Genomic DNA, 12,881 nt, shown 5'->3' with positions numbered 1-12,881 from the left:
CCAGACTCTCACCGACCGCCGCTTGCGCCACCACGCGCAGGCTGCCTAACTTCTCAACCCAGGTGGACCAGTGCCTCCGTTCCTGAGGCCCGCAGCCTGTCTCAAATCATCTGACGACGGACAACGATGAACCAGTCATCCTCCGTTCGTGAAGGGCCTCACTCTGTCTCACGGGCGCTGACGGCGGACAATCATGGCTGTCTCAGTCCCCCTTCGTATCGCGACGCTGTCCTATGTGGTAGAGGTGCAGGTAGCTTGGATTGAATAGAGCGCGCCGTTCCAAAGCTGCTAGATCCGGAATGGTCAGACGACGCTGTTTGATCGTGATAAGGCGTTCTGCGCGCAGCTCCTGGAGCGAGCGGTTGACGTGAACCGTTGTCATGCCGGTTGCGTCAGCGAGGTCTGTCTGTGTGAGCGGCATTGGACAGGAGGCCTCCTCAGTCAGCCCAACGCCGCGCAGGCGGTAGAAGATCTCGCAGAACAGGTGCGCCAAGCGCTCAGCCGCGTAGCGACAGCCCATGTTCGTGGTCCACTCACGCTGCGTGGCCACGTTGACTAACGTCTCCCACCAGAGCGCCTGGGCGATACACGGGTGCGCAAGGGTGAGGGCGTGGAAAGCGGCGGGCGTGATTTCAGCCAGGGTGACAGGGGTAAGTGAACTCAGCGTGTGGTCCATTTCACGCAAGACGAAAACGTTGTGGTCGCATAGATCGCCTGGTAGTGAGAGAGCCAGGATCTGCCTTCGCCCATCGTTCAACTGCTTGTAGCGGTAGGCCCAGCCCGTAAGGATTAGTCGTATCACGTACGGGCGATCCCCTTCGCTGATGATGTCTTCGTGCGCGCCGTAGTGGCACACGCGACCGTTGGTGTGCGTGTGCAGCGCCGCCTTGCTCTCGCACGACAAGCGCGCGAACTGCTGCAGCTTCGCGACGAGTGGGTTTTCCACAGTGGCAGTCCCCCCGACGCCAAGCTACTTCTGGTAGGCAAGTTTGCCCACACCTGGACCAGTTACATCAGTGTCGAGCTCTGCACGCTGCTCTCAGCTACACCGGGTTCTTCCACCTCGGTGACGGTCGGCGATGGGATGTCGAGATCTTGGGCTGGCGCGACGGCCAGGGCCGCTGGCTTCGGCAGCGGCTGCGCAACGAGGATCTGCTCGCCCGGATCCGCATCACAAAGGTAGTTCTGGCCGCCGCTCACCGTGACCACGACACCGCCAACAACGAGGACGCCAACCTGGCGGCCTTCTGCCAGTGCTGCCACATGCTGCACGACCACGACGAGCATCAGCGCCGCCGCTGGCGCACCCTGTTCCGGCGCAAGGCCATGGGCGACCTGTTCCAGGGGCCGTACCCAGCCGCTTGAGCCGAGATCTTCGCCGCCTCAGCTGTCGGGATTGCTCACGGCCCCAGAGTGCTGATGCGGCCGGCAAGGGCGCGTCCAAGCGCCAGGAGCAGCGCGTCGACCGACCGGCGCAGCCCGAGCCCCTCCGACCCGGCAACCTCATCGATGGCTTGCCGCGCCTGGATGGCACAGGCCGCTGCGCGATCGAGGGGGGTCTCGGCATCCTCCTCCGTGAAGAAGAACGCCCGGTCCTCTGCTCGCCCGTCCAGCTTGCTCTCCGTGATGTCGATGACGATGCCCCGCCCGGTCATACTCCCTGTCCGTTCGTCACGCTCATAGCGACCCCGGGCAAGCACCCAACGCAGGTCGCCGGGAGCAGGAAGCGTCCGGTACTCGATGACGAACAAGCCACCATGGTCACGCACGCGCTCGAGCTTGCTGGAGAAGGCGGTTCGATCGTCCGGATGGATGACCCGAGCGTATGCGGCCAGCGGCAGGCCGCCGGCCGCTTGAACCGGATCGACGCCGAACAGAGCGGCCGTCGTCGCATCGCCGAAGGTACGATCGGTGGAGGCGTCGGTTTCCCAAGTGCCGACCTGCGAGGCGGTCAGTGCGTCAGGCACGAAGGCGAGTACGGATCGGGTGACCTGGTTCGGCATGTCTCAAGCCTGCGACGCACGCCAAGATTGTAGAGCCTATCGAGGTTGTAGCGCATTTGTTCCCTATGTGATTGATATGCGCGGAAGAAGGAGCACGGAGGGGCATGTTTTCCTAACTCTCATTGATTCCCGCGAGAGAGGAGGCGAGAATGAACGTCGTGTCGTTCCCAGCCAAGATGCCGCTCCAACCCTCGGTCACGTCGCGCCGCCTGGGCGAGATCGCCGACGCGCTCGGCGTGTCCGTGGATACATTCACCGCGCCTGCTCAGCCTCACGTCCTGCACACGGGCGCGGATGGCACGCACTGGCTTCTGACGACTGACTCGCAGGGCGCTGCCATCGTTCGCTGCGTGTGCAGTTCGGCAGCAGGCTACAGCGCGACCGAGGAAAGCGTCGCAAGCTTCCTCATGCGCAACCCGGGCACCCCCCAGCACCAAGCGCTTGCCACGCTCATTGACCGCCTTCTCGTGATGCACCTAGCTCGCTGACGGTCGCTTGGATCCACCAACAGCGTTTTCGCGGCATCTGCTCCGGTTGAGCCGTCACAAAAATCCGCTCCCCGAGTGCCCCTTGAAGGCACTCGCCCGCCGGATGTAGCCGACGACAGTTCGGGTGTCTCGGCGGCCCGACTGATCCATGAAGCGGTACGCCACCGCACCCCTCTCCGCCGCGGTTGTGATGTAGCTGGCCCGCGGGGAGTGAGTTCCGAACGCCGAAGCATCGAGCCTGGCCGCGGTTGCATATTTCTTGACGATATCGGCGACGGCTTGGATGATGAGGCGGGCGGGGTTGGCATTCGAACCTGCCCGATCGCGACAGCGGCCGGAACACGGCCCCTCGCCGATCCCCGCCGCATCGAGCCAGTCGCGTAGCAGGTAACGGACTTGATGAGGCGCTGCCTCGCACTCTATGGATGAGGTCGACTCGGATGGATTAGGATCGGGCAATGGCCCGCACCTCTTGCCAGCACCCTGACAACTGCATCGCCGCGGGCCGCGGCGGCCCTTGCCGGCGATGTGATGCGGCGGCGATCGCAGAGCGCGCGGTTCTCCTGCGCCAGCGCATCCTCGCCAACCAGGCGGAGGGGCGTCCGCCCTACGCTGTGCGCCCACGTCAATCGCTCAAGCCTGCACGACGAGCGCCTTGATCTCCCCGCACTTAGCGTGGGCTCGCTCCGCTCGCATCAGGCGCGAGCTATGCGCAGCAAACCCTGTCCGCATAGGTATACCCATGTGGACAAAATGCGATCCGACGGGCGGGCGCCGGTTCAGTCGAGATGGTTCATCTGTTGCCGGTTAAGTTTGGCCAGTCTGGTAGGTATCCCCGGGCCGCTCCGAGGCGGTTCACGAAGGGCATGCCCAAAGAGAACCGGAGCGATTGGCCGCTGAGGATGGGAAGCAGACGCTCCTCGATCGGGTCATTCCTGCTATAGTATGCTGATGCGCGAAGCTAAAACCAAACTTAACATGGTTATTCGGCATGGAAATAAAAGTAAATAATATATCTCGGAACAATGTGCCCTCATCACTCCCTTGCAACGGCAGAATTTACCAACCGAGTAGGTGAATAAACTGCTGATTATTATCGAGAATTTTCAGCGTCGTCATCAGTTGCATTTGCGTTTTTAAAATTGAATGGAAGGAAGCGGCCAGAAAAGTTTGTTATTGGGCCAAAATATCATGTCCAGCAGTCGAATGCAGGTAGCCCAGCTTGAACGCGGCGATCACCTGCAGCCGCGACAGATCTAGGATCTTCAATTGTCTTCCCCGCCACTCAACCAGGTTCTGGTCCCGCATCACCTTCAGCGTGCGGTTGACGTGAACATTCGAGAGACCCAGCGTGTCGCCCAGGTCCTGCTGGGTGATCGGTAACCCGTAGCCGTCCCTTGTCGCGAAGCCGACCGCCTGCAGTCGCACGAGCAGCTCGCAGAGGAGGTGGGCCATCCGTTCGAGGGCTGAGCGGCACCCAACGTTCACCAACCACTCACGGCTGATTGCTTCCTCTTGAAGTTTCACCAGACGCAGGGCGTGCGCCGTGGCCGGATATCGCTCCAAGGTGCTGGCGAGAGCACGCCGCGAGATGAATGCCACCATGCAGGCACTCAGGGTGCAAACCGAGAAATCCAGCCGGCTTAGGTACCCAGCATCGGGCTCGCACAGGTCGCCCGGGAGCAGATGAGCTAGGATCTGGCGCTTGCCAGTCGGCTGGAACTTGCAGCGTGCGGCGAAGCCGTCCAGCATCAGGATCACCTCGTCCGGCGTATCGCCCTCGTGAAGCAGATCAGTACGAGGACCAACTTGGCGCATGCCGACACTCAGATTGGCCAGGGCGCTTGCATCGATCTCAGCCAGCGGGATCAAGCGATCGAGCTTACGGATCAGGACGTGGCGATGGTGCTGATTGAGTTGTGGAACCGGGATCCGGATCGGTTCGACGCGCTTGAAGCCACTCACCGGCTGGTATCCCGGTCTAGCTTATTCAGGGTCGCGACAACCTCGCTGGGCAGGGCGGGCTTTGCCAGCAAAGGTGCGGCCTGAAGCTCGGGACAGAGGGAAGTGTCTCGCCGCCAGGCCGAGTGGACCACGAACGGCACCTGACGTTGGTGCAGTTCGCGAGCTAGTTCGCTGCTCAGCCCATCGCGAAGGCGCACATCGACGATCGCGAGGTCGGGCGTGCGATGCCGGAGTTGGACAAGGGCGCCAGCGAGGGTGCCAACGGGACCGGCAGTGCGGTAACCGGCACGCGCGAGTGCCTCGCCGAGGTCGAGGCCGACAAGGGCATCGTCCTCAACAAGCAGCACCGTGATCCTCGGATCGGTGGACCTCATAGGCTCTCTCCTTGCAGATAATGACACCCGCCGCCCCCTCTACAATGGGCAACGACCTACGTGTAAGCTGCTGTAATTTATGATGAAAGGCCCCGTTGCATGTTGGTGTTGTAGCGAACGAAATTATTGTTCGCCATCGAACCAAAAAATCGTGACAGATTTGGAAGATGCCTACTTAGAAATATGACAAATGATATTGTAGTTATTTAATATTAAATAGCATATGATATTAATGTGTCGGCATTGAAAATCTTAAATTTGCAACCAAATAGCCGGTGTCACCTGCTCACTAATCGGGCGCAGGTGCTTGTGAGACGATGCGTGCTCTCGCCCCAAACCGGGAGAGAGCCGTGTCGCAGATCCAGCAAGCCTCCATCCAGAACCGCCTGCTTCGGGCGCTCACATCCGACGATTTCTCCCGGCTCCAGCCCCATCTGGAGACAATGACGTCCCAACTGCGAGAGGATCTCATTGAGGCGGGTGAGCCGATCAAGGAACTCTACTTCCCGGAGGTCGGGTTCGCCTCGATCGTCATCGACGGCCTTGCGCAGAAGATCGAGGTCGGACTGGTCGGCCGGGAGGGCTTGGTCGGCGCCGCACCGCTGCTGCTGGGTACCGACTGCACCCCACAGCAGTCGTTCATCCAGATGGCTGGTACGCTTCTGAGGATCGATGCGGGCGTGCTGCGCATCGCCGCCCAGGAGAGCACGAGTTTGCGCACCCTCTTGCTGCGCTATATACATACGCAGATGATCCAGGCTTCATTGACTATCTATGCTCACGCTGCCCTCAAATTGGAGAGTCGTCTCGCCCGATGGCTGCTGATGTGCCATGATCGAGTAGATGGTGACGAGCTGGTTCTGACGCACGAGTTCCTGGCGATGATGCTGGGTGTACAACGAGCCGGTGTAACGCTGGCGTTGCAGAACCTGGAGGGCGCAGGTCGCATCCAGGGTAGGCGCAAGCGCATCCGGATCCTCGATCGTGACAAGCTCTTGCAACTGGTGAACGGCAGCTACGGCGCGGCTGAGGCAGAATACGCTCGCCTGATTGGAGGTGCCTGATAATGGCACGCTACTTCTTCAACGTGCGCCAGCATCCTGGCCCTGAGGGGTTGGCCCACGACCTCGAGGGTGATGAGTTGCAGGACAGTGCGAAGGCGCGGGAGCATGCCCTGACGGTTGCCCGCGACCTGATCGCCCGGACGCGCCTGGACAGCGTTCGGGACTGGTTCGACTGCTCGTTCGAGATCACCGACCAGGAGGGCCAGCCTGTCATGACCGTGCCGTTTGGAGATACGGTGCTGGATGAGCCGGAAGACGGGGAAGGTTGAGCCGAACGGTCGAGAGCGATGACACGGGAGACGGTCTTGTCCAACCGATAGTCCCCGGCAGCAGGGTCGTTTTCGTTTAGGATCATGATGGGTGGAAAGCGGAAGCTCGATAGTGGCGTCTCAGCTAAGACGGTCTATCCTTGCCACGATGGCTCGACAGGGCCGGGGCCTCCACGGAGATAAAATCAAGGCGAAACAGAACGAGATTTCGCTCGTCCGTCACCTCGATACGCCAGTCCTCGCCAAGCGCTATGCTCTGAGCTTCACTCATGAAGATCTCGCCTGCGAATTGGATGGCTTTAATTCGAGCTTCCTGCCAGTTGGCAAGCTCGCTACCCATATCGTCGAGCATACTTACGCCGTCGTAGACGTTGAAAAAGAAACGAGGCACGTGACTCTCCGCCGTTGAGTGGGGCGGGAGTTGTAAACTCTCTGCTGTGGGCATGCCTGGATCAAATCCCACAATGCTACCCCACTTACACGCCGCGGCGATCAACAAACTAACGTAGATCAGCTTTTTACCGCTTAGCCTATATGTCGCACCGTATCGGTCATTGCGAAGCGCAAGCCCAAATTTCGAGTGTCGGTTTGGGCAACCTTCGACCCCATTGATGTCTGCGTGAAGGGTTTCTGTTTCTACATGGTGGATGAAGAATGCCTCGCCACTACGACATCGTTTCTCTCACCGGCAAACCACAGGGCGAGATCAATCCGTCCGGCCGGCTCTTAACCCAGGTAGTTGTGCCGTTTCCGCCCGACCGGCACTGCACGCCCCATGATCCTTCCTGCGCTCATCACCCGAAGCACCGGGCGCAATCCGGACCCTTGCGGTAGGGACGTTGAGGCGCTCGTGGTGGGCGTACGGGATGCAGTGGCAAATGCCATGGCCCGCGAACGCAAGGTCGCGCTACCTGGCTTGAGCGCATTTGCTACGAGGACGACGATCAGCCGTGCGGGGCGCGACTGCAGGATAGGCATGGTCGTCATCGTCGAGGCCAAGCGCAGTATCGTGCTTAGGCCCAGCGAGAAGATGCGACGGACAAGCTCTGAAGGGACATTTTCTGCCCTGCAAACGCAGCAACCATCGCGGTTCGTCCATTGAGAGCCGGCGTCCCAGCCCTCGATGTCTTCGAGGCAACCCCAAACCCTTACCTCCTGCTCGCAGCCGATAGCCCCGCCTTCACCATCATCGGTGTGAACGAGGCCTACCTTCATGCGACTATGACCGATCGCAAGGCGATCATCGGCCGACCGCTGTTCGAGGTCTTCCCGGATGATCCGGCTGTGCCGAATGTCTTCGGCGAGCGCAACCTGCGTGCCTCACTCGATCGCGCTATTCAGAGTAGATCGCCCGACCGCATGGCCGTGCAGCACTACAACATCCGGCGACCGGACGGGGTGTTTGAGGAGCGGCACTGGCGACCGCTTTCTATACCCGTCATAGGCCCCGGCGGGGAAGTTCTAAGCCTGATCCACTACGTCGTCGACGTCACCACCGATGTACTGCAAACGCGCGACGCTCAAACCGCGCTCACGGCGAGTGAGGCGCGTTATCAGGCGATCGTCGAGAGTTCGATCGACTACGCGATGGTTGCCATGGACCTGTCCGGCACCATCACCACTTGGAACACTGGCGCTGAGCACGTCCTGGGCTGGCGCGCCGACGAGATGATCGGCCGTCCGACCGAGACCTTCTTCACGCAAGAGGACCGCGCCGCCGGCGTCCCCGCCAAGGAGATGCGAGCAGCCCTCGAACAGGGCCGCGGCACCGACGAGCGCTGGCACCTCCGTAAGGGCGGTGGGCGGTTCTGGGCCAACGGCGAGTTGATGCCGCTCAAAGACGCGGCCGGCACGGTGATCGGCTTCCTCAAGATCCTGCGGGATCGCACCAGTCAGCGCGAGACCGAGGTGGCTTTGGCCGAGCAAAGCAGCATACTGCGCTCGGTAACCGATCACGTCAGCGAGGCCGTGTTCCGGCTCGATCCTGTAGGTACGATCCTGCTGGCCAACCCGGCGGCCGAGCGGCTGTTCGGCTGGCCCGCCGATGAGTTGGTCGGGAGGAACCTGCACGAGACGCTGCATCACCACCGGGCGGATGGCAGCACCTTTCCGGCCGAGGCGTGCATCTTCGTGCGCGCACTGCGCGAGGGAGCCTCGCTTATCGCTGAGGAAACAGTGTTCTTCCGGCGCGATGGCACGCCGGTGCCGGTGGAGTGCACCAATGCGCCCTTGCTCCTCGACGGAGAGGTGATAGGGGCGGTCGTCACCGTCACTGATATCACCGCGCGCAAGCGTGTCGCGGAGCAGCAGGACATCCTCAATCACGAGCTATCGCACCGCCTGAAGAACACCCTTGCTCTGGTGCAATCGATCACCTCTCAAACCCTGCGGAGTGCGCCCGATCTGGTAGCTGCGCGCGAGGCGATCGCCGCGAGGCTGATCGTCCTCGGCAAGGCTCACGACATCCTGCTCGCGGGCAGCACCGATAGCGCCTCGGTACGGACGGTCGTCGAGGGTGCGCTGGGCCTGCACGACGTGACCGGCAATCGCTTCCAGATCGATGGCCCGGATCTGGACATCGGTCCATCAGCCGCCCTGTCACTCGGTTTGATGCTGCATGAACTGGCGACCAACGCCGTCAAGTACGGTGCTCTCTCGACGCGAGGCGGCACCGTGGATCTCAGCTGGACCCTGGAGGGTGATGCTCTCGATGTAGTCTTCCGGCTCGACTGGCAGGAGCGGGGCGGACCACCGGTGACGCCGCCGAGCCGTCGGGGGTTCGGTTCGCGGCTGATCCAGCGCGGGTTCGCGGCTGGCGAGGTGGCTCTGAGCTATCCCGCCGAAGGCGTGCGTTGCAGCCTGACTGCGCCGCTCGTCGGGCTGGAGGCCGGACTATGACCCAGCCTCCCGAGACGTCCGTGAAGAATATGGGCTCGCTCAAGCCGGGTGCCGTTGCCCTCGTGGCCGAGGACGAAGCCCTGATCCGCATGGAGGCGGCCGACATGCTCGCCGATGCCGGGTTCGGCGTCTTTGAGGCCAGCACGGCCGGGGCGGCTCTCGGTTACCTCGAAGCGCATCCCGAGGTGATCCTGGTGATGACCGATATCCGGATGCCGGGTCCGAGCGATGGCCTTGCTCTGGCACACGCGGTGCGCGCACGTTGGCCTGAGATGGGCATCATCATCGTGTCCGGCCGCGTCTTCCCGACGCCTGCTGAGTTGCCGCGTGGCGCCCACTTCATTGGGAAGCCCTATCACGTCAGTCAGATCAGGCAGGTGCTACGAGAGATGGGCATGACAAAGCCGCATGCGCAACACTCACTGCGACAGACTGAAACGTAATGTTTTTGACCAATTTCCATTCGACGCATGGTAGCTTTATGTTTTTTTATTTCAATATCTATAAGCTACCTATAGCGGATCCCTCGCTTCCACGCTTTCCAATCCGCGCAAGATGGTCCTGATGCTGATGCTGTAGGTCTTCAAAGATGGCCAGGAGCGCTTCCGCCTCGTCAGTCGGCAGGCCCTTCCGCCGCAGGCGAGCGACGAGCGTGCGTTGCTTCGCAATGTGCCGGGCACCGTTCTCGACGTGCCGCCTAACCATGTCGAGTTCGGTTTCACCTTCGCGCATTGAGTATCATAGCAGACGTGTTCCGCCTGGAAACGTCCGCCTGCCACTCAGATCGGATCTTACGCGCGGCGCTCCGAGGTCCGTTCGTTATTCCGGTCGTCCATAGGGGCATACCATAGCGGACAGGCCCCCAACCGCCTGAAACCCTGTCCGCTAGGGTTACTTTCGATAAGCGGACAGGTCTTTATACGGACGCTATCTCAGCGGACGGTTTTGCCCCGTGTCCCAGGTCATCCTCTACGCCCTCGTGAGCACCACAGACCAGACGCCGCCCATCAGCGAACGCAGGCAGAGAGGCTGCGGGCTTCGCGATTGACGCCGTGGTTGCGGATGAGGGCGTGAGCGGCGTCAGCACCAAGCTCGCCGATCGACCGCAAGGCCGTCGCCTCTTCGACATGCTGCGCCGGGGCGATGTGCTCGTGGTCCGGTGGGTCGACCGGCTCGGCCGCGACTACCAGGACGTGACGACACCATCCGGGAGTTGATGCGCCGGGGCGTCATCGTCCGCACGGTCATTAACGGCCTGGTGTTCGACGGTGCCACCGAGGACCCGATGCAGCAGGCCGTGCGGGATGCGCTCATCGCCTTCATGAGCGCGACGGCGCAAGCGCAGGCCGAAAGCCACCAAGGAGGTGCAGCGCGCGGGCATCGCCCACGCCAAGGCCCGGGACGAAGCCTACCGCCGCCGAAAGCCGTCCTACTCCCTGGCGCAGCTCGACACGGTGACGGCGATGCTCGGCTACGGCGCCAGCGTCTCGGCCGTTGCTCGGGATACGGGCTTGTCGCGACAGACCATCTACCGCATCCAAGAGGATCCAGCCGAGGCCGAGGCAATCCTTGTACGATGGGCTGCATGAAGACCGGGATCAATCGATTTGCGGGCAAGGGCCGAGAGACGAGCATCCGCATCCGCCAGGAGCGAGCCAGGCGACATGCTGCTGATTTAACTCCCGTCATTGCCGAGATGCGGGCCGGTGGCGTGACTACCTTGCAGGCCATCGCAAGGGCACTTAATGCCCGCGGCATCCCCACAGCCCGCGGTGGGTCCTGGTCGGCTGTACAGGTTCAGCGGGTGCTCGCCCGGACGGCGTGATGGATCAGCGGGCCGGGTTGCCCCCTCTAATCCGAGGCCCGGCCCGCCAGCCCTACCGTTAGGCTAGGCAAGATGGCAGTACACAAGTAGCCCCAGCATCTCGATAGTGGCAGGCCAGAGCACAACGGGAAGCTGTTCAGACTGCGCCGGCCCGGCCTGCCTGTCGCGTAAGATCGCGGGGGCGATCCTCGATACGACTTGAGCGCGGTAACACGGGGCTGGCTGAAGGAGAATGCCGCGAGGCATGCCCCATGCAGCAGAACGTCCGCGTCCGCCTCCGCTACCAGGAAGCCCCTCACGGCTTCAGGGTTCGCCGGCAGCGACCGGAACCCATACGGCGCGCACCAGGCCTCGAATACCTCAGCGTCGCCCCTGTAGGCCCGCACGGTCGCGTCGGCCTTCGATGCACGCTGGTAGGCCTCGACGAGAGTGACGGCCTCGGCGGGCAGGTCGCCGCCATTGAAACCAGCTGGAAGGGTTTCAGACTTGAGCGTCATGACGCTACAGCTTCTGGGATAACAGGACTGACGAGCCGCCAGCGGTTCAGCTCCTGATCTATCGCCCTCTCCGTGCCAGCCAGAAACTCACCGGCCGATAAGCCTGGATTGAGAGCGGCAAGGTAGCTCACGACCACAGTGCCAGCCTGTGCCGCCGAGCCGACTGGCCAGAACAGTCCTGAATTCACCGCTACAGGAACGACCGGCAGATCGAGCCTGCCGTACAGCAATTCCACGCCGCGTTTGAACCGCAGCGGCTCGCTGATGGAGCCCCGCGTACCTTCGGGGAAGATCAGCACCGATCGACCGGCGGCCACGGCCTCCCGGCCCATATCGATCATCGTGCGCAAGGCCTGGGTGCCATTGGTTCGATCGACGATAATCATCGGCGAACGTCGCAGGAACCAGCCAACCACCGGGATTGCGAGCAACTCGCGTTTGGCGACGATGGCGACGTCCGGGATCAACACCAGGAAGGCCAGCGTTTCCCATGCTGATTGATGGTTGGCGACGATCAGGCAAGGCTGAGATGGAATGTGCTCGCGCCCCTTCTCAACGTAGTCCAGGCCAACGATGTGGCGCAGGCCGGCAAGAATGCCGCGCGCCTAGAGCCTCGTGGCAGAGCGGATCGGCCGAGGCGGGGCGCCGGCTAGGGCAAAGAACCCGAGCGGGGCGAGGAACAAGGCTGTCCAGATAGCCCAGTACGCGTTGAACGAAAGGGAGCGGATGCGCGTCACGATCTAGCCTCGGGCTTGAAGTGGCGTGGGCTGCACCACCGGTCGAGCGCCGGCGCCGTTGCCGGCAGGAAAGGCTGCTGCGGTTGCGACTTGGCCCGGAACATGGTGGACAGGTTCCGGGCCGCTGAGGCCGCGGATGAGGCCCCGCAGCATGCCCTTCACCTCGTCGACGCTCTCGACGGCGGCGCCGGCGGTGCAGCCGGGCCCAGGCAGGCGGATGCGCTGGGCGGTGCGCAGGGTGTCGTCGAGGCGCGAGAGGAGGTCCGGGGTGTCCATGGGCTCAGGGTCTAGAAGAAGACGCGTCGTTTTGGTCGACGCTCGGCTCGAACAATATCAATACTAACCCAACAGCATCACTGGGTAGGGGTCAGCATGCTAGCATCTATGGCTGCGAGCGACAGGTTGATCTTGCAACACAGCCCGGCCTCATCGAAGGCCAAATCGACCTCGCCCGCCAACTCGCGCCTCACGCCGCCTGCGATCAGGCGGGTCCCAAATCCTTGTCGCGTCGGCGGCACGACCCTGGGACCTCTGCTCTCCTGCCACGTCAGATGAAGCTGCGATTGGCCCTCCTCATCCCGCCCGGCGTACCAGCTCACCTCGATCCGGCCGCCGGGTACAGACAACGCACCGTACTTAGAGCGCCTAACAGAACCGCCTGATCTGGCGGAGGGTGATGAGGCTTGCCTGCAGGAACGTGAAGGCCTCGTAGATGTCGGCGCGGCGTTCGTAGCGGACGGGCAAGCGGCGGGCGCGGTTGA

The 12,881-nt window shown here is 62.3% G+C and carries 14 protein-coding genes and 3 pseudogenes; 9 read left to right on the top strand and 8 right to left on the bottom strand.

Annotation, left to right across the window (positions count from 1 at the left end):
- Positions 1-202 precede the first annotated feature (202 nt).
- Positions 203-946 carry a Crp/Fnr family transcriptional regulator gene (locus FF100_RS35800; protein ID WP_139040753.1) on the bottom strand — a complete coding sequence of 248 codons (744 nt, stop codon included), beginning with the start codon at positions 944-946 and terminating at the stop codon, positions 203-205.
- A 110-nt stretch (positions 947-1,056) separates the two neighbouring features.
- Here FF100_RS35800 and FF100_RS35795 point away from each other — a divergent pair.
- Positions 1,057-1,365: pseudogene (locus FF100_RS35795) on the top strand (hypothetical protein); the annotation flags it as partial.
- Between the two features lie 35 nt (positions 1,366-1,400).
- On the opposite strand, the gene FF100_RS35790 reads toward FF100_RS35795, so the two are convergent.
- A complete protein-coding gene (locus tag FF100_RS35790; RefSeq protein ID WP_139040752.1) occupies positions 1,401-2,003 on the bottom strand; it encodes a PAS domain-containing protein in 603 nt (200 codons plus the stop codon).
- Positions 2,004-2,152: 149 nt separating this feature from the next.
- On the opposite strand from FF100_RS35790, the gene FF100_RS35785 reads away from it, so the two are divergent.
- A complete protein-coding gene (locus FF100_RS35785; protein WP_139040751.1) occupies positions 2,153-2,491 on the top strand; it encodes a hypothetical protein in 339 nt (112 codons plus the stop codon).
- A gap of 1,173 nt (positions 2,492-3,664) precedes the next feature.
- On the opposite strand, the gene FF100_RS35775 is transcribed toward FF100_RS35785, so the two are convergent.
- Complete coding sequence (locus FF100_RS35775) at positions 3,665-4,456, bottom strand: Crp/Fnr family transcriptional regulator (protein WP_139040750.1); 792 nt, start codon at positions 4,454-4,456, stop codon at positions 3,665-3,667.
- Entirely contained in the window at positions 4,453-4,830 is a 378-nt protein-coding gene (locus tag FF100_RS35770; protein ID WP_139040749.1) for a response regulator, read from the bottom strand. Before FF100_RS35770 ends, FF100_RS35775 begins: the two co-directional genes overlap by 4 nt.
- A 350-nt stretch (positions 4,831-5,180) precedes the next feature.
- On the opposite strand from FF100_RS35770, the gene FF100_RS35765 reads away from it, so the two are divergent.
- Entirely contained in the window at positions 5,181-5,894 is a 714-nt protein-coding gene (locus FF100_RS35765) for a Crp/Fnr family transcriptional regulator (protein WP_139040748.1), read from the top strand.
- Positions 5,895-5,896: 2 nt separating this feature from the next.
- On the top strand, positions 5,897-6,163 hold the full coding sequence (locus tag FF100_RS35760) for a DUF6894 family protein (protein WP_139040747.1): 267 nt from the start codon (positions 5,897-5,899) through the stop codon (positions 6,161-6,163).
- Between the two features lie 124 nt (positions 6,164-6,287).
- On the opposite strand, the gene FF100_RS35755 is transcribed toward FF100_RS35760, so the two are convergent.
- Positions 6,288-6,554, bottom strand: a complete 267-nt coding sequence (locus tag FF100_RS35755; RefSeq protein ID WP_139040746.1) for a DUF6894 family protein — start codon at positions 6,552-6,554, stop codon at positions 6,288-6,290.
- 384 nt (positions 6,555-6,938) lie between these two features.
- Here FF100_RS35755 and FF100_RS38775 point away from each other — a divergent pair, with 384 nt between their 5' ends.
- From FF100_RS38775 to FF100_RS35725, 5 genes and pseudogenes are all read left to right on the top strand, one after another.
- On the top strand, positions 6,939-7,265 hold the full coding sequence (locus tag FF100_RS38775) for an HU family DNA-binding protein (protein WP_139040745.1): 327 nt from the start codon (positions 6,939-6,941) through the stop codon (positions 7,263-7,265).
- A complete protein-coding gene (locus FF100_RS35745) occupies positions 7,262-9,061 on the top strand; it encodes a PAS domain S-box protein (RefSeq protein ID WP_171070472.1) in 1,800 nt (599 codons plus the stop codon). The genes FF100_RS38775 and FF100_RS35745 overlap by 4 nt, the downstream gene beginning before the upstream one ends.
- On the top strand, positions 9,058-9,504 hold the full coding sequence (locus FF100_RS35740) for a response regulator (protein WP_246102763.1): 447 nt from the start codon (positions 9,058-9,060) through the stop codon (positions 9,502-9,504). The genes FF100_RS35745 and FF100_RS35740 overlap by 4 nt, the downstream gene beginning before the upstream one ends.
- A gap of 509 nt (positions 9,505-10,013) precedes the next feature.
- Positions 10,014-10,650: pseudogene (locus FF100_RS35730) on the top strand (recombinase family protein).
- Positions 10,647-10,886, top strand: coding sequence for a recombinase family protein (locus tag FF100_RS35725; protein WP_139040742.1), 240 nt, complete (start codon positions 10,647-10,649; stop codon positions 10,884-10,886). The pseudogene FF100_RS35730 and the gene FF100_RS35725 overlap by 4 nt, the downstream one beginning before the upstream one ends.
- A gap of 493 nt (positions 10,887-11,379) precedes the next feature.
- On the opposite strand, the gene FF100_RS35715 is transcribed toward FF100_RS35725, so the two are convergent.
- The 3 genes and pseudogenes from FF100_RS35715 to FF100_RS35705 form a co-directional block, all read right to left on the bottom strand.
- A complete protein-coding gene (locus FF100_RS35715; protein ID WP_342779049.1) occupies positions 11,380-11,949 on the bottom strand; it encodes a lysophospholipid acyltransferase family protein in 570 nt (189 codons plus the stop codon).
- 174 nt (positions 11,950-12,123) lie between these two features.
- Positions 12,124-12,396: a hypothetical protein gene (locus FF100_RS35710; protein WP_139040741.1), complete on the bottom strand. Its 273-nt coding sequence runs from the start codon at positions 12,394-12,396 to the stop codon at positions 12,124-12,126.
- A gap of 369 nt (positions 12,397-12,765) precedes the next feature.
- Positions 12,766-12,881: pseudogene (locus FF100_RS35705) on the bottom strand (IS5/IS1182 family transposase); the annotation flags it as partial.

Source organism: Methylobacterium terricola (assembly GCF_006151805.1).
Lineage (GTDB): Bacteria > Pseudomonadota > Alphaproteobacteria > Rhizobiales > Beijerinckiaceae > Methylobacterium > Methylobacterium terricola.
The sequence above is the reverse complement of the archived record's forward strand: the minus strand, read 5'-3'. Positions and strand labels throughout refer to the sequence as shown.

Bases quoted from the DNA above. Each gene is read 5' to 3' on its own strand.
- FF100_RS35790 (WP_139040752.1), bottom strand. From the start codon at position 2,003: ATGCCGAACCAGGTCACCCGATCCGTACTCGCCTTCGTGCCTGACGCA.
- FF100_RS35725 (WP_139040742.1), top strand. From the start codon at position 10,647: ATGAAGACCGGGATCAATCGATTTGCGGGCAAGGGCCGAGAGACGAGC.
- FF100_RS35770 (WP_139040749.1), bottom strand. From the start codon at position 4,830: ATGAGGTCCACCGATCCGAGGATCACGGTGCTGCTTGTTGAGGACGAT.
- FF100_RS38775 (WP_139040745.1), top strand. From the start codon at position 6,939: ATGATCCTTCCTGCGCTCATCACCCGAAGCACCGGGCGCAATCCGGAC.
- FF100_RS35710 (WP_139040741.1), bottom strand. From the start codon at position 12,396: ATGGACACCCCGGACCTCCTCTCGCGCCTCGACGACACCCTGCGCACC.
- FF100_RS35740 (WP_246102763.1), top strand. From the start codon at position 9,058: ATGACCCAGCCTCCCGAGACGTCCGTGAAGAATATGGGCTCGCTCAAG.
- FF100_RS35760 (WP_139040747.1), top strand. From the start codon at position 5,897: ATGGCACGCTACTTCTTCAACGTGCGCCAGCATCCTGGCCCTGAGGGG.
- FF100_RS35785 (WP_139040751.1), top strand. From the start codon at position 2,153: ATGAACGTCGTGTCGTTCCCAGCCAAGATGCCGCTCCAACCCTCGGTC.